Source organism: Mesorhizobium sp. P2_F7 (assembly GCF_056403695.1).
This window is the reverse complement of record NZ_JBFUFA010000006.1, coordinates 166,633-184,970: the sequence shown is the minus strand read 5'-3', so window position 1 is coordinate 184,970 and position 18,338 is coordinate 166,633. Positions and strand designations below refer to the sequence as shown.

Below are 18,338 nucleotides of genomic sequence, written 5' to 3'. Positions count from 1 at the left end.
GCAATGCTGAAAACCTACACTGGAAGCTGCCATTGCGGCAAAGTCCGGTTCGAGGCGGATATCGATCTCAGCCAAGGCACCGTCAAATGCAACTGCTCGACGTGCACGAAGACGCGATCATGGATAAGTTTCGTTGGCCCGCAGCACATTCGCCTGATTGCGGGAGCGGGCTCGCAAACGGAATATCAGTGGACCCCGCCCGGCAAGGAGCGGCCCAGCATCCAGTATCATTTCTGCGCGACCTGCGGCACGCGCATGCCAGCGCGTGGCGACCTTCCAGAACTTGGAGGTATTGTCTACGCCATTCCCCTGGCATCTCTTGATGACGTCGACCCTGGGGAATTGGCGGCAGCTCCGCTGATGTATGTCGACGGTCGGCACGACCGCTTTGACCAGCCACCCGATGACACAAGGTTGATGTAAGCGAGCCTTGTGGCGTGGCGTACCCCCTGCAAGAAATACCTGATTGATGGATGCCCACGACCAATGCAGCCGAGGACTGATCCCACCGGGCTCTTTGACGTTCGTTACGCCGCATTTCTGGAAACAGTGGTGCATCTGCGTGAGCGGCTGCATCGCTACTGCGCACGCATGACGGGATCCGTGATCGATGCCGAAGACGTCATGCAGGAAGCGCTGTTCGAGGCCTATCGCAAGATCGAGACACTCGACGACCCCGGCGCGCTTCGGCCCTGGCTGTTTCGCATCGCGCATAACCGCTGCATCGATTTTCTGCGCAGCCGGCAGGCGCGCCGGCGTGCTGAAGCCGGTTTCGCGGAAGACGAGATCGTCCTGCCGGCCGAACCGGCAGGCCACGGCGCCGGTCGTGCGATCGAACGGCTGGTGATCCACCTGCCGCCAAAGGAGCGCGCCTGCGTCCTGCTGAAGGATGTCTTCGACCATTCTCTGGAAGAGATTGCCGATCTCGTCGGTTCGACAGTGGGCGGCGTCAAGGCGGCGCTGAGCCGTGGCCGTGCCAAGCTGGCCGTGCTGCCGACGGAACCGGCTGTCCGTTCAGAACCCCGGCAAGATCCGCAGCTTGCAAGATTGCTGAGCCGCTATGTCGAACTGTTCAACCGCCGTGACTGGGACGGCGTGCGGGCCTTGACCAGCGCCGACGCGCAGTTGCAGGTTTCGGATTGCTTCAGGGGCAGGCTGTCGCAATCGCCCTATTTCATCGAATATGAGAAGGGCCGGATGAACTGGACGATGGCGATCGGCACGGTCGATGGCGAGACCGTGCTGCTCGTGCTCCATCGAGGCGAAAGCGGCTGGAAACCGGCCTATCCGGTTCGGGTAGAAGCGACCGACGGGGTCATCCACCACATCAGCGACTACTATGCCTGTCCTTGGCTGATCCCGATGGCGGACACGGTTGTCGTGCTGCCCCAATCTGCCTGAGCAACGCCGTCAACCAGGCGAACGCCAGGTCCCCGCCGCAGCGGCGATCAGCATAAGCACTGCGGCCACCAGCGCACAGACGGCAAAGCCGAAGGACGAATAGAGCGGCCCGAAGCTGGTGGTGCCGATAAAGACGGCGAGATAGGTGACGGAGCTGTTCAGGCCCATGATGGTGCCGCGACGCGACGGATCGAGCGCGGTGAGGCGCATCACCAGCACGTTAAGGCCGAAATGATTGGCAAGGCCCCATATGGCGATCATGGCCAGGATCAGCGGGAAATTGCTGCTCGCCAGCGCAATCGCGACATAGACCGCGGCGACCAGCAGATAGGCAAAAGGCATGACGCGGTGCGCGCCGATGCGGTCGATGACGCCGTCAAGAAAAGCCGCCGCGCCGAAGCCCGCGCCATAGGCGAGTGCGGCGAGCGCGTTGGCGCTGACGGGCTCACCGAGATCCTGGTGCAGATGATCGCCGAGATAGCCGTAGACGCCGTAGAAAGCGGTCATGAAGGCGGTGCAGGCGATGAGCAGCGGCACGATGCCGGGAATGGCCAGCGCACCGAACGGCGTCGGCGCCGGGCCGCTCTTCCTGACGTCGCTGAGCGAGGTCATCGACAGAGCGGCGAGCGCAATGGCTGACAGCACCGCGACCGCTGCGAAGACGGCGCGCCAATGGACGAGGTCGGCAAGCACGGCCGACAGCGAAACGCCGGCCACCATGGAGACCGTCCAGCCGGTCAGCACAACGCCGATCGTGCCGCTTTCGCGGCCGGGCGGCGCGATGGCCGCCGCACTGGCATAGATGGCCGGCATGGCGACGCCTGCGGCAATACCGGCGACGGCCTGCGCCGCGACCAGCGCGAATACCGTCGGCGCCAGCGCGCTGGCGAGAAGCGCGACAGCCAGCAACAGCAGCGCGCCCTGCAGCATGCGGCGGGCGCCGACGCCGTCGATGTAGCGGGCGAGGAACAAAGCGCTTGCCGAGGTGCCGAGACCGAATGCGGCCGACGCGGCCATCACCGCCGGCACGCTGGTGCCGAAGGATGCAGCCACCGCCGGGGCAATCGGACCCAGAACCAGTGAGTTGGAGCCGATGACGGCGATGCAGCCCGTCAGCAGATAGGCCAGTGCCGGAATCGGCGCTGTTGTTGGGAGCGTTGCAGCTTGATGTGTGTTCGTCATATCGGCATAGTGGCCGAATTAAATTCTGCGACAACAAGGAATTTCGTTATGGATGAAGAAACAGATGGTGTTCTGCAGAACAAGGCAGCTGCCCGCGAGCTCGACGCGATCGACCGAAAAATATTAGGCGTGCTGGTCGAGGATGCAACGATCAGCTACGCCGAACTTGGCGAACGCGTCTGCCTGTCGCCACCGGCGGCGCATGAGCGGGTGAAGCGCCTGCGGCGTAGCGGCGCCATCCGCGGTACAGCGGTGATCATCGACCCCAAGGCGGTGAAGAAGCCGCTGCTCACCTTCGTGCATATCGATACCAAGGGCTGGGGCAAGACGCCGGAGTTGATGGCCGTTTCCCAATATCCTGAGGTCGAGGAGATCCATTCGGTGGCCGGCGATACCTGCATGCTGCTCAAGGTTCGCACCGAGGACACCAGGGCGCTCGAAGGCCTGCTGGCTCGTCTCTACGAAACGCCCGGCGTCACCTCGACGCGAAGCTATGTCGTGCTGTCGACCTATCTCGAACGGCCGGTGCAACCCGAGATCACGGCGCAATGGCCAACGCCCCGGCATATGGCGACGCCGCTGTACTGATCTGCGCGATCTTCGTCTTGCCGGAGCCACAACAATCCTTCACAAACAGCACCCTATAGTGGCGATTGCGATTGTCGGGGTACGAGAGGGGCGGCTTGGAATTCGACCTGAAAACCATCGAGGCGCTCGCCCCCGATCAGGCGTCGCTGAGCGCCGCCTCGAAGCTGACCAAGCGCTCGAACTGGCCGCGGCTGGAGAAGAACGAGCAGCAGGCGCTGATCTGGGGCGAATGCCAGGGCTCCGGCTCCAACCCCTACCGCACCGTGGTCGATACCGGTGACCACGGCTACAAATGCACCTGCCCGTCGCGAAAATTTCCGTGCAAGCACACGCTGGCGCTGATGTGGATCGCCGCCACCGCGCCGACCAACTTCACCGCTGCCGAATCGACGCCGGAATGGGTCAATGACTGGCTTGGCCGGCGCCGGAAGACAACGGCCCAGCCGGCCACTGCAACGCCAGGCGCCGCAGCCGGCGCGTCCGGCAAGAGCATCGGCGAGGCCGCGCAACCGGAGGAAAGCACTGTCGAAGATACCGCGGCGGCGGAGCGCCGCGAGGCGGCGCAGCGCAAGCGGGCGGAAGACACACGGGCGGCGGTGGCGGGGGCGCTGGACGAACTCGACCAATGGATCGCCGACCAGCTGCGGCTCGGCCTTTCCGCCTTTGCCGATGCCAGCAGCGAACGCTGCCGCCGCATTGCAGCGAGGCTGGTCGACATGAAGGCGACGGCGCTTGCCGGACGCATCGACGAGATCCCGGCGCGGCTGATGGCGCTGCGCAGCGAGGAACGGCCGGATGCGGCGATCCGCGAACTCGGCAAGCTGGTGCTGCTGGCCAAGGCCTGGCGCGCGACACCCGACGATCCCGAACTGAAACGGCTGGTGTCGGCGTCCGAGACCCGCGACCAGGTGCTGGCCAATCCCGAGGCCAAACAGGTCGACAGTCAGTGGGAGGTCATCGGCGAGAAAATCGAGACCCGCCGCGACGGCCTCGTCAGCCATTCGACCTGGCTGCTGGATCTGAAAAGCCCGACGCCGCAATTTGCGCTGCTGCTCGACTTTTTTCCGGCCTCGGCCGGCCGCCGCTCGGCCGCGTTCACGCCCGGCGACCGCTTTGATGCAAGGCTGGTGTTTTATCCGTCGCGCCAGCCGCTGCGCGCCCTGGTGGCGGAGCGCAAGGGTGATGTCGCGTCCGGCGCCTGGCCGGATTTCGGCCTCGGCACCATCAAGGATCCACTCGCCGCGCACGCATCGCAGCAGGACACAGCGCCATGGTCCACAGATAGTCCGCTGATGCTGCCGGCCGGCGCGATCCTGCTCGATGAGCGTGGCGCCGCCTGGTGGCAAGCGGCGCACGACCCGCAAGGGATTGCCCTGCCCGTCGCCGGAACCGTCGATCAGACCGTGCTTGGTCTCGATCTCGCGGCAACGGCGGCGCTGTGGAACGGCGCTCGGCTCGATCTGCTCGCTGCGCAAAGCGGCTTCGGGAGGCTCGACCTGTCATGAACGAGCTCGAACTGACCGGCCTGGCGACGATGCGCGACTGCTGGATCACCGGCGGAACCACATTCGATCTGGCCCCCGCCGCGTGGAAGGAAATCGCCGCCAGTGCACCCCCGGACGAGCGCGAGCGGCTGTTGCTGGCGATCGCCGCGCAAGCGCTCGACGTCGGCTTGCGGCCCGCTGCGCCGAAGACGCTGAAACGGCGCCCGCCGCTGCCAAGGCTTGGCCTGCCGCTGCTGCCGGAACGCTTGCGGCCGCTGTTGCGGGCGGCCCTGAAGAATGCCACTGACGTGCGACGCAAGGCGCGCGTGGCGACGCTTGTCGCCAGCCGTGGCTACGTGCTGCATCCGATGGACTGGATGCCGCCGGCATCGGATCAGAACAGCCCCGACATCTATGCACCGTGGATCGACTGGCAAGCCAGCGTCGAGGGGCTGAAGATTGCGCCGCAGGAGCAGCTGACGGCGCAGAACTGGGACGATTTCTATCCCGCCGCGCGGCGCATCGCGCTGGCCGAAATGCGACGCCGCGACCCGGCCACGGCCCGCAGCCTGATGGAAGCCAAGGCGCCGGGCGAACCAGCGGAAGTCCGGCTGGCGCTGATCGAACTCATGCATTTCGGTCTCTCGGCCGCGGACGCGCCGTTCCTGAAGAGCCTCGCCGCCGACCGCTCCAGCAAGGTGCAGGAACTGGCGGGGCGGCTGCTGGCAAGGCTGGGCGAGCACACCGGCGATGGCGGAACCAACGATCCCGTTGCCGAACTCGCCGCCTTCATTGCCGAAGGCAAATCCGGCTTCATTCGCCGCCGCACCATCTACACGCCGGCAAAACTCAAATCGCCAGCGCAGGAAAAGCGCCGCGCCGAACTGTTCGAGACCTGCAATCTGGTCGACCTCGCGGCACGCTTCGGCGCCAGTGAAGCCGATTTCATCGCGGCCTGGCAGTTCGGCAGCGACAGCACTGCGGACATCTACATCGCACGAATGGTCGCCGCTTCCGGCAGTGATGCAGCGGTGGCGCAGATGGCGGATACGCTCGTTGCCGAGGGCGGCAAGCCGGCGCCTTTCGTCCTTCACCTCATGCCGCGCCTGGACAGTCGCAGAAAGCGTGTCCTGGTCAGGCTGATCCTGAAAGACACGAAATATCTTGGCGCGCTCAACCTCGCCGAAGGCGTCGAAGCCAGCTGGCTGGAATGGCCCGATTTGGCGAACAGCCAGACCTTGCCGGCATTGCGCTCCGCTGTCGCCGGCAATGACGACGCCATGAAGCGGACCATCGACGACATACTGGAAACGATGGGCTTTCTCGGCACGGCGGCAACGGCCGAGAAACTGATCGGCGACGTTGTCGCGGCCGGCATGCCGCCGGCGGCGGCGTCGCTCGCTTTCCTGCGCCTCAACGCGGCCCTGACCGGGCCTGGACCCAACACATGAGCAATCGGAGAACAGCACCATGAACGCAGCCATCCGCCTCCCGGTCGAGCAGGCCTATGCGTCCGAACTGCAGGCGCTGGCGCGCAATGACGACCGCCAGAAGCCGGCGGGATGGAGCCTGTCGCCAAAGGCCGTGCTGACTTATCTGCTCGGCGGCAAGGCAGGCGACGGCACGGTGATATCGCCAAAGTATGTCGGCCGCCGCCGGCTGATGGAAACCGCGGTGGCCACGCTCGCCACCGACCGCGCGCTGCTGTTGCTCGGCGTTCCCGGCACCGCCAAATCGTGGGTGTCGGAACATCTCGCCGCCGCCATCATGGGCGACTCGACGCTGATCGTGCAATGCACGGCCGGCACCGACGAGAACCAGATCCGCTATGGCTGGAATTATGCGCAGCTTCTGGCCAAGGGCCCGAGCCAGGATGCGCTGGTGCCGACGCCGCTCTACCGCGCCATGGAGAGCGGCAAGCTCTGCCGGTTGGAAGAGCTGACGCGCATGGGCTCCGACGTGCAGGACACGCTGATCACCGTGCTGTCGGAAAAGATGATGCCGATCCCGGAACTCAACACGTCGATTTATGCCCAGCGCGGCTTCAACATCATCGCCACCGCCAATAACCGCGACAAGGGCGTCAACGAACTGTCCTCGGCGCTGAAACGCCGCTTCAATGTGGTGGTGCTGCCGCTGCCAGAAGACATGGCCGAAGAGGTGGCGATCGTTGCCAAGCGGGTCGACGAGATGGCTGGCGGGCTCGACCTGCCGGTGCCGAAGAACGTCGGCGAGGAGATCGCGCGGGTGCTGACCATTTTCCGCGAGCTGCGCTCGGGCGCCACCGCCGACGGCAAGGTGACGCTGAAGACGCCTTCGGGCTCGCTGTCGACCGCCGAGGCGATCGCCACCATGGTCGGCGGCCTCAGCCAGGCAGCGTGGTTCGACAGCGGCAAGCTCGGCGCCGAAGGCCTCGCCGCCAGTCTTGTCGGCGCCATCATCAAGGACCCGGTGCAGGACAAGGTGGTGCTGGAGGAATATCTCGAAACGGTGCTCAAGAAGCGGCCGGACTATGCCGGCTATTATGCGGCGCTGAACGCAGCGATCTGAGGTCATGAGCGACGTCGCCTATTTCGGCATCCGCCATCACGGGCCGGGCTCCGCCGCCAGCCTGGTGCAGGCGCTGCGCGACCTGCAGCCGGTCGCCGTGCTGATCGAGGGGCCGAGCGACGCGTCCGCCCTGCTGCCGCTGCTGGCGCGTCCCGAAATGCAGCCGCCGGTGGCGCTGCTTTGCTATCCCGAGGATGATCCTGCCGCGACCAGCTTCTGGCCGTTCGCCGAGTTCTCGCCCGAATACCAGGCGGCGGTGTGGGCGGTGGAGAACAAGGCGGCGCTCAAGTTCATCGACCTGCCGTCATCGGCGCGCTTCGCAGCCCCGGCGAAGGAAGGCGCTGACGAGACGGAGGCTGGTGACGAAAACGAGCCCAAGGATGAAGCCGATGAAGATGGCGAGACGGCTTCGCATCGCGATCCGATCGGCACGCTGGCTGAGGCCGCCGGCTATGAGGATGGCGAAAGCTGGTGGGCCGACATCATCGAGCAGAACCCGCAGCCCGGCCCAATCTTCGCGGCCATCGCCGATGCGATGACGACGCTGCGCGACGGCGAAGGCGCGATCACGCCGTTCGAGGCCAAACGCGAAGCGCATATGCGGCTCGAGATTGCCGCCGCACGCAAGGAACTCGACGGACCGATCGCCGTCGTCTGCGGCGCATGGCACGTGCCTGCCCTGCAGGCCACCCACACGCAGAAGAACGACCAGGCGCTGATCAAGGGAATTGCCCGGCGCAAAAGCACCATGACATGGGCGCCGTGGACGGGACCGCGCCTGGCGCTGGGCTACGGCTATGGCGCCGGCGTCGTCGCGCCCGGCTGGTGCAAGCATCTGTGGCGCACACGCGGCCGGCGCGACGCCGCGACGCTGTGGCTGGCGATGATCGCGGCGGTGCTGCGGGCCAAGGGGCATCTGGTCTCGACGGCGTCGCTGATCGAAGCCGAGCGGCTTGCCCGCACGCTGGCCGCCATTCGCGAGCGGCCGAAACCCGGCTTTGAGGAATTGCGCGACGCGGCGATCGCGGCGCTGTTCAACGGCGAGGCGGTGCTGTGGTCACTGGTCGAAGCTGAGCTGCTTTTGGGCGCGGATGTCGGCGAGATTCCGCCGGACACGCCGCTAGCGCCGCTGATCGAGGATCTGCAGCGCAACCAGAAAGCGGCGCGGCTGAAGCCGGAGGCGCTGGAGCGCGAGCTTTCCGTCGATTTGCGCAGCGACAGCGGGCTGTTTCGCTCGACCTTGCTGCACCGGCTCAACGTGCTCGGCGTGCAGTGGGGCAGGCTGGCCGATGCCGGCCGCAGCCGCGGCACGTTTCGCGAAAAATGGACGCTGGCCTGGGAGCCGGAATATGCCGTGCGCCTGGTCGAGAACCTGATCTATGGCCCGACCATCGAAAAGGCCGCCAATGGCCGCCTGACCCAGATGCTGGGCGCCGCAGCCTCCCTCGACACGCTTGCAGCCCTTGTCCAGAGCGCCATCACGGCGGATCTGTCGGAGGCTTCGAGCGCCGGCCTTGCGGCGCTGGAGGCGCGTGCTGCGCACAGCAGCGAGTGCCTGGAGATGCTGGCCTCGGTACCGCCGCTTGCCGATATCATCCGCTATGGCGAGGCGCGCAAGACCGAAACCAACCGGCTGTCCGGTTTGTTGGAACGGCTGATCGTCGAAGGCGCGATCGCGCTGCCCTATGCGGTGCGCGACCTGGACGAGCAGGCCGCAACGACATTGGTCGGTGCGGTGCGCAAGGCCGACGCGGCGATCCGGCTGGTCGAGCCCGGCGAAGACGTGCTCGACGCCTGGCGCAACGGGCTGACCGGCGTGCTGGAAGGGCCGCGCTCCACGGCGCTGCTCGCCGGCTGCGCCGCGCATCTGCTCTACGAAGCCGGCCAGCTGTCGGCCGAGGACGCCGCCGGGCTGCTCGGGCGCAGGCTGTCGCCGGGAACGCCGGTGGCGCAGGCGGCGGGGTTCTTCGAAGGTTTCTTCAGCACCGCCGGTCAGCGCCTGATCTACGACGAGGGCCTGCGCGGCGCCGTCGATGCGTGGCTCAAATCCCTCGACGAGGACGCCTTCATCGCGCATCTGCCGCTGCTGCGCCGCGTCTTCTCCAATCTGGACTCGATGGAGCGCCGGCGGCTGATCGAGGCCGTGCTCGGCCGCGCCGCCAGGCTGCCGGCCGGGCTGACGCCGGCGCCGGATGGTGGCGAGGGTTGGCGCAGGCATCTGGAGAGGCTTGGGCCCCTGCTTGCGAGCGGAGCGTGATGATGGAAGACGAGACAAACGCGGATGGCGCCACAGCATCAGCCGATGGCGGGCGCGAGCGCCGCTGGCGGTTGGCGATCGGCGCCGATGACGAGTCCTCCTCAGCCCTTTCCAGCGACGACAAAAAACTGTCGTCGGCGCTCGATGCGCTTTACGGCGACGGCGCCAATGGCGATGCCGACCCGCGCAAGCGGCGCGGCGGGCTTGGCCGCTCGGCGCCGCGCGTGGCGCAATGGATGGGCGATATCAGATCGTTCTTTCCGGCGCAGGTCGTCCAGATCGTGCAGAAGGATGCCTTCGAACGGCTGAACCTGAAGCAGATGCTGATGGAGCCGGAATTCCTCAAGGCGATCGAGGCTGACGTCAACCTCGTCGCCGACCTGATCTCGCTGCGCTCGGTGATGCCGGCCAAGACCAAGGACATTGCCCGCACCATCATCGCCGACATCGTCGCCAAGCTGATGCAGCGGCTGGAGCAGAAGACCGCCGAGGCGATCCGCGGCGCGCTCGACAAATCGCGGCGCACCAATCGGCCGCGCCAGCGCGACATCGACTGGCCGCGCACCATCTCGGCCAATCTTCGCCACTACCAGCCCGAGCACAAAACCATCGTGCCGGAGAAACTCGTCGGCTTCATGCGCAAGCAGCGCCGGCTGGTCGATCTCGATGAGGTGGTGCTGTGCGTCGACCAGTCCGGCTCGATGGCAAGCTCGGTGATCTACGCCTCGATCTTCGCCGCTGTCATGGCCTCGCTGCCGGTGGTGCGCACCAAGCTGGTCTGTTTCGACACGGCCATCGTCGACCTGACCGAGGAGCTCAGCGATCCGGTGGAGGTGCTTTTTGGCGTGCAGCTTGGCGGCGGCACCGACATCAACCAGGCGGTCGCCTATTGCGCCGACCGCATCGAGCGGCCGACCAAATCCCACTTCGTGCTTATCACCGACCTTTATGAAGGCGGCAACGGCCAGGACTTGCTGCGGCGGCTGGCAGCCCTGGTGCGGTCCGGTGTCAATGTCGTGGTTCTGCTGGCGCTGACCGATCAGGGCCGGACGGGCTACGATCCGGCGATGTCAGCCTCGGTCGCCGCACTCGGCATTCCGGTCTTTGCCTGCACGCCGGACCTGTTCCCCGACATGATGGCGGCGGCGTTGCGGCGCGAGGATATCGGCGCCTGGGCGGCAGGCGCCGACATCAAGCTGATCCGCGCCGAGACGGAAACGCCGCAGCAATAGAGCCGGCGCAGGCTCTCTGTGAGACCTATTCGAACGAATAGGCAAACCCGTCGGCCGAGGCGCTCACCGTCACCTTGGTCATCTTCTCGCCGTCGAGCGACCGGTTCAGCACGCCGCGGCTGAGTTCCGGCAGCAGCGTGTTGGTGAGGATAGCGTCGATCATGCGGCCGCCGGACTCGATTTCGGTGCAGCGCGCCTTGACCAGATCCATGACGCCGTCGCCGATCACCAGTTCGGCATCGTGGCTGGCGCGCAGCCGCTTTGCGATCTTGCCGAATTGGTGGCGGGTGATGGCCTCGATCATCGAATCCGAGAGCGGATAGTAAGGGATGGTCACCACGCGGCCGAGGAAGGCCGCCGGAAAGACCTTCAGCAACGGGCCGCGCAACGCAGCGTCGAGCCCGTCGAGCCCTGCCCTCACCGTGCCGTTGCCGGTGCGCTCCATGATGACTTCGGAGCCGACATTGGAGGTCAGCAGGATCAGCGTGTTCTTGAAATCGATGCGCCTTCCCTCGCTGTCGTCCATCATGCCCTTGTCGAAGACCTGGAAGAAGATCTCGTGGACGTCGGGATGCGCCTTCTCGACCTCGTCGAGCAGGATCACCGAATAGGGTTTTCTGCGCACGGCCTCGGTCAGGATGCCGCCCTTGCCGTAGCCGACATAGCCGGGCGGTGCGCCCTTCAGCGTCGAGACGGTGTGCGCCTCCTGGAATTCTGACATGTTGATCGAAATCAGGTTCTGCTCGCCGCCGTACAGCGTTTCGGCCAGCGCCAGAGCCGTCTCGGTCTTACCGACGCCCGAGGGACCGCAGAGCAGGAACACGCCGACCGGCTTTTCCGGCGCGCCGAGCCCGGCGCGGCTGGTCTGCACGCGCTTGGCGATCATCTCCATGGCGTGGTCCTGGCCGACAACGCGTTCTGACAAAGTTGTTGCCAGCTTGAGCGCCTTCTCGGTCTGGCTGGACAGCATTCTCCCCGTCGGGATGCCGGTCCAATCCTGAACCACGGCAGCCACCGCATTGCGGTCGACGGAGGGCAGGATCAGCGGGGTCTCGCCCTGCGCGGTGGCAAGCTCGGCCATGAGTTCACGCAGCCGCGCAAGATCGGCTGCCGGATCTGACGGCGCTGCCTCTGTATCCGCAAGCGCCTCGCCCTTGGCTTTGGCCGCCTTGGTCCTGGGCTTTTCAGGTTTGGACGTTTCGGCCTTGGCCGGTTCCGTCTTGGGCACCTTGGTCTTTTCTGCGTCCGGCGCCACCGTTTCGGCATCGGCCTCGGCGGTCGCCACTTCGTCCAGCGGCACGCCCTCGCCGCGCAGCCTGGCGCGCAATTCGAGGATCTCGGCTACCAGCGCCTTTTCGCGCTCCCAGCGCGCCTCGGCGGCGGCCAGCGTCGTCTCGGTCTCGGCGAGCCCAGCCTCGACCCGCGCCTGCCGGTCGGCCACTTCGATGCCGATCGCCGCCTCGCGGCCGATGATGCCGCTTTCGACCTCCAGCGCCTGGCGGCGGCGCAATATGTCCTCGACCTCGGCCGGCGTCGCATGCTGCGAGACCGCGACCCTGGCGCAAGCGGTGTCAAGCAGGCTGACCGCCTTGTCGGGCAATTGTCGCGCCGGGATATAGCGATGCGACAGGCCGACCGCGGCCTCGATCGCCTCATCGAGGATCTGCACCTCATGGTGCTGTTCGAGCACGCCGGCGACGCCGCGCAACATGAGCACGGCCACCGCTTCCGATGGCTCATCGATCTTGACCACCTGGAAACGGCGGGTAAGCGCCGGATCCTTTTCGATGTGCTGCTTGTACTCGGCCCAAGTGGTTGCGGCGATGGTGCGCAATTCGCCGCGCGCCAGCGCCGGTTTCAGCAGATTGGCGGCGTCGCCGGTTCCGGCGGCACCGCCGGCGCCGATCAGCGTGTGCGCCTCGTCGATGAACAGGATGATCGGCTTTTCGGAGGATTGAACCTCGTCGATGACCGCCTTGAGGCGCTTTTCGAACTCACCCTTGACGCTGGCGCCGGCCTGCATCAGGCCGACATCGAGCATGCGCACGCTGATGCCTTGCAGCGGCGGCGGTACGTCACCCTGGGCGATGCGCAAGGCGAAGCCCTCGACCACCGCCGTCTTGCCGACGCCGGCCTCGCCGGTCAGGATCGGGTTGTTCTGCCGGCGCCGCATCAGGATATCGATGATCTGCCGGATCTCCGGATCGCGGCCGACGACCGGATCGATCTTGCCGTCATGGGCGCGCTGGGTCAGGTCGGTGGCGTATTTGGCCAGCGCAGAATCCCCGCCCGGAGCCCGCCGTGGCGCCTCGGCGGCGGGAGTAGCTACGGCCGCAGCGCCGGCTTCGAGCGAGCCCTCCACCACTTCAGCAAAGCGGGCGATGACCGCGTCGGCGCCGATCTTGTCGAACTCGGTACTGATCTTCGACACCAGGCCTTCCAGCACCGGCGTCTTCAGGCAAGCGAGCACGATATGGGCGCTGCGCACCTCCTCCATGCCGAATTCCAGCGTCGCCAGGTTCCAGGCTTCCTGGATGGCGTGGAAGATATGGTCGGAAAATTCCTCGATCGAGGTGGCACCGTAAGGCAGCTTGTCGACGGCCCGGGTCATGTCGCTGGTCAGCCGGCTGGCATCGATGCCGGCATCGGCAATGATCATCTGCACATCCGAGCGTTCGGAGAGCACCAGCTGCTCGATGAAATGGACGAGTTCGACGTAAGGATTGCCGCGCAGCTTGGCGCTGTCGGCGGCAGCCTTGAAGGCGCGCAGGCAGACCGGATTGAGCTTGCCTACCAGTTCCTTGCGTTTGAAACCCTGCGACGACCGGCGCTGTTCCATCGAACGTGCTCCTGCAATCTGCCCGTCGACAGCCTGCCACATAAGCAGCCGCTTGACAAAGCGCGTCATTCAGCCGGCCGCTTCCCTTTGTGGAAAGTCCCGCGCCACCAAATGCAGACAACCACGAATTTTTCCAATTCTATGCGATGCGCTTCACATACGGGGCCGGGCAAGCAGACCATAGATTGCGCCATTCGAGATGCAGTTGCACTGGCTCGCGGTAGCGCCCGTTAACTTTTGAGCGGTTTGCCGAATTGTGGTAGGGTGCAACCGTGTGCTAACGTTGGGTCACGTACGGTTTTAGAGCCGGTCGCTGGGGGTAGCTGTGATCGATCTCGCACTCTGGCTTGCTCCGTTGGACGGTGAAAATCCGTCAGGCGAAGACTTGCGCAACGATCCGGTCTTTCACGAGCTCGAGCGCCTTACCGAGCCGCAGGTCAAGGTTGTGCATGACGGGCGCAACAAGCCTGCCGCGCAATCGACGATTCCGGTCGATTGGCCTGCCGTTCTTGGCAAGGCCGAGGAATTGCGTTCGCATGGCCGCGACCTGCGCCTGCTTGTCATCGTCGCCCGGGCGCTCGCCAATGAAGAGGGGCTCGCCGGGCTGGCGCAGGGCCTGACACTGATCGCGCGGACTTTTGAGACGCATTGGGAGACGATGCACCCGGCGCTGCGACCCGGCGGCCAGCCGCGCGACGCCGCCTTGCGCCGCCTCAACGCGCTGGCCGACCTGCAGAATGGCCAGGACGGGCTGCTGGCTGACCTCAGGCAGATGGTTTTCTTCGCCCCACGACCCATGGGGCCGATCACTGGACGCGATCTGGAACAGGGCGCGCTCGACGATCGCGTCATGCTTCAGGAAGCGGCCTCGGGATTGAATGCCGCCGAAAAGGCAGCGCTGGTCAGCGCGCATGGGCAGCTCCTGAACCGGGTGGGCAGCGGATGCGCCGCCCAACTCGATCAGGCCGGTGAACAGATGACGGCACTGATCGCCAATGCTCACGGCGCGATCGGAGCGCTCGACGCGGTCGACACGGCGCTGAACGCCCGCCTTGAAGGCAGTGGCGCTGCCGTTCCGGAATTAAAGCGGTTCCTGCAGCGTTTGCTGACGACGCTGGAACGCAACACGGCGGTGGAAACGACGGCCGCGGCAGCGACGAATGGCGCAGCCAGCCCGGCGCCTGCCACGGCAAGCCCGGCAATGCCGGCCAGAAACGGTCATGGAGCCGAGACGATGGCAAGCTACGCAGAGCCAGGTGCAGGGCTCCCCGACAGGATTTCCTCGCGCGACGATGTGGTGAAGTGCCTCGACCTTGTGGTGGCGTTCTACGACCGCACCGAGCCGTCGAGCCCGATCCCGCATCTCGCCCGCCGGGTGCGCCGGATGGTGCACATGGATTTCGTTGAACTGATGGAAGATCTCGCCCCGTCGGGGCTGAAGGAATTCCGGCTGCTCGCCGGCGTTCCCGACGCCAAGAAGACTGCCCAGAAGGATGAAAGGTAGCAACACATGCCAGCCGAAAGCAAAGCGAAGGTCATCGAGCGAAATCGCGCCCCGCGCGTGCAGATCGCCTACGATGTCGAAACCTACGGCAGCCCGACGACGATCGAACTGCCGTTCGTCATGGGCGTGATGGCCGACCTGTCGGGCGCATCGCAGACCCGGGAAGCGGCAAAGACGGTGCTCGACCGTTCTTTTGTCGAGACCGATGCCAACCGCTTCCCCAAATTCATGGAAGCAATGGGCCCCAGGGTCAAGGCGCGGGTGAAGAACACCTTGCCGCAGGCCGAAGGCCAGGAGCGCGACGAAGAGCTCGCACTCGACCTGACCTTCACCAAGATGGGTGATTTCGCCCCTGACAAGATCGCTGAACAGGTGCCGCAACTGGCCGAGATCCTCAAGATGCGGCGCCAGCTCGAGGAACTGCTCGGCTTCATGGACGGCCGCGTCGATGCCGAAAAGCGCATCGCCCAGTTGCTGAACAATCAGCCGCTGCTTGGCCAGATCGCTGCCCAGGCGCTGTCCGACGACAAGGGTGAGGAATAAATCATGGCCGAACAGCAAAAGACCGCAACATCCGTCGCCGAGGCCGAGGCCGTCGACCTGGGAGAGTTCAGCCAGCTGCTGGAAAAGGACTTCAAGGTCAAGAAGGACGACAGCGAGAAGCTGCAGCAGCTTGTGCGCAACCTGGCGCTGGCGGCGCAGTCGCGCTCGGAGACGACGACGATTTCGTCGAATTCGATCAAGTCGATCAAGTCGCTGATCGCCGGCATCGACAAGATGCTGACGACGCAGGTCAACGAAATCCTGCACGCACCGGAAGTGCGGGAGATGGAAGGCACATGGCGCGGCCTTTGGTATCTCATCAACAACACCGAGACGGATGCGAAGCATCTCAAGATCCGGGTGATGAACATCTCCAAGGAGCAACTGGCCGACACGCTTGAAGACTATGAAGGCCAGATGTGGGACCAGAGCCCGATCTTCAAGAAAGTCTACACGGACGAGTATTCGATGCTCGGCGGCGAGCCGATCGGTTGCATCGTTGGCGCTTACGAGTTTTCGAACCATCCGCGCGACGTCGGCCTGCTGCGCAACATCTCCGGGATCTGCGCCTCGGCGCACACGCCGTTCATCGCCGCCGCCTCGCCGCGGCTGTTCCGCATGGACAGCTGGCAGGAACTGCCCAACCCGCAGGACCTGCAGATGATCGTGAGCAATCCGGCCTATGCTTCGTGGCAGTCGCTGCGCGAGAGCGAGGACGCCCGCTATATTGGGCTGACCATGCCGCGCGTGCTGGCGCGTCTGCCCTACGGGTCCGAGACCGTTCCGGTCAAGGGCTTCTCCTTCGAGGAGGAGGTGCAGGGTGACCACAACAAATATGTCTGGATGAACGCCGCCTTCCCGATGGGCGTCAACATCAACCGCAGCCACAAGCTCTATGGCTGGGGCACGCAGATCCGCGGCGTCGAGAACGGCGGCACGGTGCTCAATTTGCCGGTGCACGCTTTCCCGACGGATGACGGCTCGATCGCGATGAAATGCCCGACCGAGGTCGCCATCGATGACCGGCGCGAGGCGGAACTGGCCAAGCTTGGTCTGATGCCGATCCTGCACCGCAAGAACACCGATCTGGCCGCCTTCATCGGCGCTCACTCGCTGCAGGACGACGAGACGCGTGCCGGACGCCTTGTCGATCCCGACGCCCAGTCCAACGAACGGCTCTCCGCCAACCTGCCGTATCTGTTCCCGGTTTCCCGTTTCGCGCACTACCTCAAGGCTATTGCGCGCGACAAGATCGGCTCGTTCAAGGAACGCTCCGACATGCAGATCTGGTTGACCGAATGGATCAACCGGTACGTGCTGGCCAACCCGGCCTTCGCCGACGACAAGGCGCGCGCCAAGCGTCCGCTTGCCGCCGCCGAGGTGCAGGTCGACAGCGTGGAGGGCCGGCCGGGCTACTACAATGCCCGCTTCTATCTGCGCCCGCACTACCAGCTGGAAGGCATCAACGCCTCGCTCCGGCTGGTGTCGGAATTGCCGTCCGTGAAGACCTGATTGCAGCAACCAACCTTGTTTTGTTGAAAGCGGTGGAGAACGAAAATGCCCACAATGAAGATCGACGGTTTTCTGAAAGTTCCTGACATTAAGGGCCCCAGCACGCGCGACGGCCACGACGACGAGATCGAGATCCATGGCGTCGACTACAAGATGGTCGCGCCCTATGACCCCAATTCGCTCTCGCGCCGCGGTCGCGTGTCGATGGGCATGATCAAGTTCACCAAGCACTATGACAAGGCCTCGCCCTATCTGGCCAAGGCCCTGTTCGAGAACAAGGCGCTGGACGAGGTCAAGTTCTCGGCGCGGCGGACCATCGACGGCGAGAGCAAGGACTATCTGGTCGTTACCCTGACCGATGCCTCGATCATGGAATACGACATGACGCAGGCCGACGATGAAGCCGACCTGATCCAGGAGGAGGTCTCCTTCGCCTACAAGAAGATCAAGTTCGTCTATGACGACAATGACGAAGCCGAAATGGATGTCTATGTCGGCAAGTGAGGGGCGTGCAAAGCGCCCTGCCGCGGACAAGGCACAGGCGGGCGGTTCACGGGCCAAGCGCGAGGCAGTACAGCCTTCGCTCTGGGACCGCCTCGTCAACGATTTGCCCGGCCTGAGTTCCGAGATAGACGGGCTCAGGCAGGCTCTGCACGACGAACTCGGCGAGGAGCGCCTCGACGAGTTGCTGGCGGACGGACCGCGGCGCATCGACGCCGACGATGCGCTGAACCCCGATCAGAAACGCCGGCTGCACAGGCTGGCGTTTCAGAACCGGTATCGCGGCGAGCTCGAAAGCCGCGGCATCGTGGTGTCGCCCGAGGTGCTGCGCGAGGCCGTGCGGCGCGACATCGAGGCGTTGTTCAACACCGAACGCTTCGAATCGACGCCCATGCTTTCCGATCTCGAAGCCGAGCAGATGACCGACAGTCCGACAGCGCTGGACGACTTTCCGGAGGTGCGCCGCAGCGTCGTCAATTACGGCGTGCCGGCCTTCTCCGGCCGTTCGTCGCGCGACTTCGATCGCGATGTTCTGGCGCGCGAAATCCGCGCCGTGCTCGCCACCTTCGAGCCTCGGCTGAAGGAGAGCGCGACGAAGGTCACGGTCAATCTTGGCGACAAGACCGGCCTGAAGATCGAGATCGACGCGGTGCTGATCATGACGCCGACGCCTGAACGCATGCGCCTGCGCACGACGATCAATCTCGACAACGGCGTGGCGCGCACCGAGTTCAGGGAAGCCTGA

15 protein-coding genes are annotated in these 18,338 nt (G+C 65.1%); 13 read left to right on the top strand and 2 right to left on the bottom strand.

The window, feature by feature from the left end; translation table 11 throughout:
- Positions 1–3 precede the first annotated feature (3 nt).
- Positions 4–423, top strand: a complete 420-nt coding sequence (locus tag AC1DZ8_RS21330; RefSeq protein WP_477302246.1) for a GFA family protein — start codon at positions 4–6, stop codon at positions 421–423.
- A gap of 63 nt (positions 424–486) precedes the next feature.
- A complete protein-coding gene (locus AC1DZ8_RS21325; protein WP_477302244.1) occupies positions 487–1,401 on the top strand; it encodes a sigma-70 family RNA polymerase sigma factor in 915 nt (304 codons plus the stop codon).
- 9 nt (positions 1,402–1,410) lie between these two features.
- On the opposite strand, the gene AC1DZ8_RS21320 is transcribed toward AC1DZ8_RS21325, so the two are convergent.
- On the bottom strand, positions 1,411–2,583 hold the full coding sequence (locus AC1DZ8_RS21320) for an MFS transporter (protein ID WP_477302242.1): 1,173 nt from the start codon (positions 2,581–2,583) through the stop codon (positions 1,411–1,413).
- Positions 2,584–2,631: 48 nt separating this feature from the next.
- On the opposite strand from AC1DZ8_RS21320, the gene AC1DZ8_RS21315 reads away from it, so the two are divergent.
- The 6 genes from AC1DZ8_RS21315 to AC1DZ8_RS21290 all read left to right on the top strand — a co-directional run bounded on the left by AC1DZ8_RS21315 (position 2,632) and on the right by AC1DZ8_RS21290 (position 10,694).
- The gene (locus AC1DZ8_RS21315; protein WP_477302240.1) at positions 2,632–3,171 is read left to right on the top strand and encodes an Lrp/AsnC family transcriptional regulator; all 540 of its coding nucleotides are present in this window, start codon (positions 2,632–2,634) and stop codon (positions 3,169–3,171) included.
- A gap of 95 nt (positions 3,172–3,266) precedes the next feature.
- Positions 3,267–4,676: an SWIM zinc finger family protein gene (locus AC1DZ8_RS21310; RefSeq protein WP_477302238.1), complete on the top strand. Its 1,410-nt coding sequence runs from the start codon at positions 3,267–3,269 to the stop codon at positions 4,674–4,676.
- Positions 4,673–6,106, top strand: coding sequence for a DUF5691 domain-containing protein (locus tag AC1DZ8_RS21305; RefSeq protein WP_477302236.1), 1,434 nt, complete (start codon positions 4,673–4,675; stop codon positions 6,104–6,106). The genes AC1DZ8_RS21310 and AC1DZ8_RS21305 overlap by 4 nt, the downstream gene beginning before the upstream one ends.
- Before the next feature lie 19 nt (positions 6,107–6,125).
- The gene (locus AC1DZ8_RS21300) at positions 6,126–7,205 is read left to right on the top strand and encodes an ATP-binding protein (protein WP_477302234.1); all 1,080 of its coding nucleotides are present in this window, start codon (positions 6,126–6,128) and stop codon (positions 7,203–7,205) included.
- A gap of 4 nt (positions 7,206–7,209) precedes the next feature.
- Positions 7,210–9,462, top strand: coding sequence for a DUF5682 family protein (locus AC1DZ8_RS21295; RefSeq protein WP_477302232.1), 2,253 nt, complete (start codon positions 7,210–7,212; stop codon positions 9,460–9,462).
- Positions 9,463–9,464: 2 nt separating this feature from the next.
- Positions 9,465–10,694, top strand: a complete 1,230-nt coding sequence (locus AC1DZ8_RS21290; protein ID WP_477302231.1) for a VWA domain-containing protein — start codon at positions 9,465–9,467, stop codon at positions 10,692–10,694.
- Positions 10,695–10,719: 25 nt separating this feature from the next.
- Here AC1DZ8_RS21290 and tssH read toward each other — a convergent pair whose 3' ends face one another.
- Positions 10,720–13,533, bottom strand: coding sequence for a type VI secretion system ATPase TssH (gene tssH, locus AC1DZ8_RS21285; protein WP_477401631.1), 2,814 nt, complete (start codon positions 13,531–13,533; stop codon positions 10,720–10,722).
- Between the two features lie 325 nt (positions 13,534–13,858).
- On the opposite strand from tssH, the gene tssA reads away from it, so the two are divergent.
- The 5 genes from tssA to tssE are packed head-to-tail and all read left to right on the top strand — an operon-like array spanning position 13,859 to position 18,338.
- Positions 13,859–15,037, top strand: coding sequence for a type VI secretion system protein TssA (tssA, locus tag AC1DZ8_RS21280; RefSeq protein WP_477302230.1), 1,179 nt, complete (start codon positions 13,859–13,861; stop codon positions 15,035–15,037).
- Between the two features lie 6 nt (positions 15,038–15,043).
- Positions 15,044–15,580 (top strand): type VI secretion system contractile sheath small subunit, encoded by a 537-nt coding sequence (tssB, locus tag AC1DZ8_RS21275; RefSeq protein ID WP_352589029.1) that lies wholly within the window; start codon positions 15,044–15,046, stop codon positions 15,578–15,580.
- 3 nt (positions 15,581–15,583) lie between these two features.
- On the top strand, positions 15,584–17,092 hold the full coding sequence (gene tssC, locus AC1DZ8_RS21270; protein ID WP_477302228.1) for a type VI secretion system contractile sheath large subunit: 1,509 nt from the start codon (positions 15,584–15,586) through the stop codon (positions 17,090–17,092).
- Between the two features lie 54 nt (positions 17,093–17,146).
- Positions 17,147–17,596 (top strand): Hcp family type VI secretion system effector, encoded by a 450-nt coding sequence (locus AC1DZ8_RS21265; RefSeq protein ID WP_352589300.1) that lies wholly within the window; start codon positions 17,147–17,149, stop codon positions 17,594–17,596.
- Positions 17,583–18,338 carry a type VI secretion system baseplate subunit TssE gene (tssE, locus tag AC1DZ8_RS21260; RefSeq protein ID WP_477401629.1) on the top strand — a complete coding sequence of 252 codons (756 nt, stop codon included), beginning with the start codon at positions 17,583–17,585 and terminating at the stop codon, positions 18,336–18,338. The genes AC1DZ8_RS21265 and tssE overlap by 14 nt, the downstream gene beginning before the upstream one ends.

Coding starts and splice junctions, on each gene's coding strand:
- AC1DZ8_RS21330 (WP_477302246.1), top strand. CDS start 4: ATGCTGAAAACCTACACTGGAAGCTGCCATTGCGGCAAAGTCCGGTTC.
- AC1DZ8_RS21325 (WP_477302244.1), top strand. CDS start 487: ATGCAGCCGAGGACTGATCCCACCGGGCTCTTTGACGTTCGTTACGCC.
- AC1DZ8_RS21320 (WP_477302242.1), bottom strand. CDS start 2,583: ATGACGAACACACATCAAGCTGCAACGCTCCCAACAACAGCGCCGATT.
- AC1DZ8_RS21315 (WP_477302240.1), top strand. CDS start 2,632: ATGGATGAAGAAACAGATGGTGTTCTGCAGAACAAGGCAGCTGCCCGC.
- AC1DZ8_RS21305 (WP_477302236.1), top strand. CDS start 4,673: ATGAACGAGCTCGAACTGACCGGCCTGGCGACGATGCGCGACTGCTGG.
- AC1DZ8_RS21300 (WP_477302234.1), top strand. CDS start 6,126: ATGAACGCAGCCATCCGCCTCCCGGTCGAGCAGGCCTATGCGTCCGAA.
- AC1DZ8_RS21295 (WP_477302232.1), top strand. CDS start 7,210: ATGAGCGACGTCGCCTATTTCGGCATCCGCCATCACGGGCCGGGCTCC.
- AC1DZ8_RS21290 (WP_477302231.1), top strand. CDS start 9,465: ATGGAAGACGAGACAAACGCGGATGGCGCCACAGCATCAGCCGATGGC.
- tssH (WP_477401631.1), bottom strand. CDS start 13,533: ATGGAACAGCGCCGGTCGTCGCAGGGTTTCAAACGCAAGGAACTGGTA.
- tssB (WP_352589029.1), top strand. CDS start 15,044: ATGCCAGCCGAAAGCAAAGCGAAGGTCATCGAGCGAAATCGCGCCCCG.
- tssC (WP_477302228.1), top strand. CDS start 15,584: ATGGCCGAACAGCAAAAGACCGCAACATCCGTCGCCGAGGCCGAGGCC.
- AC1DZ8_RS21265 (WP_352589300.1), top strand. CDS start 17,147: ATGAAGATCGACGGTTTTCTGAAAGTTCCTGACATTAAGGGCCCCAGC.
- tssE (WP_477401629.1), top strand. CDS start 17,583: ATGTCGGCAAGTGAGGGGCGTGCAAAGCGCCCTGCCGCGGACAAGGCA.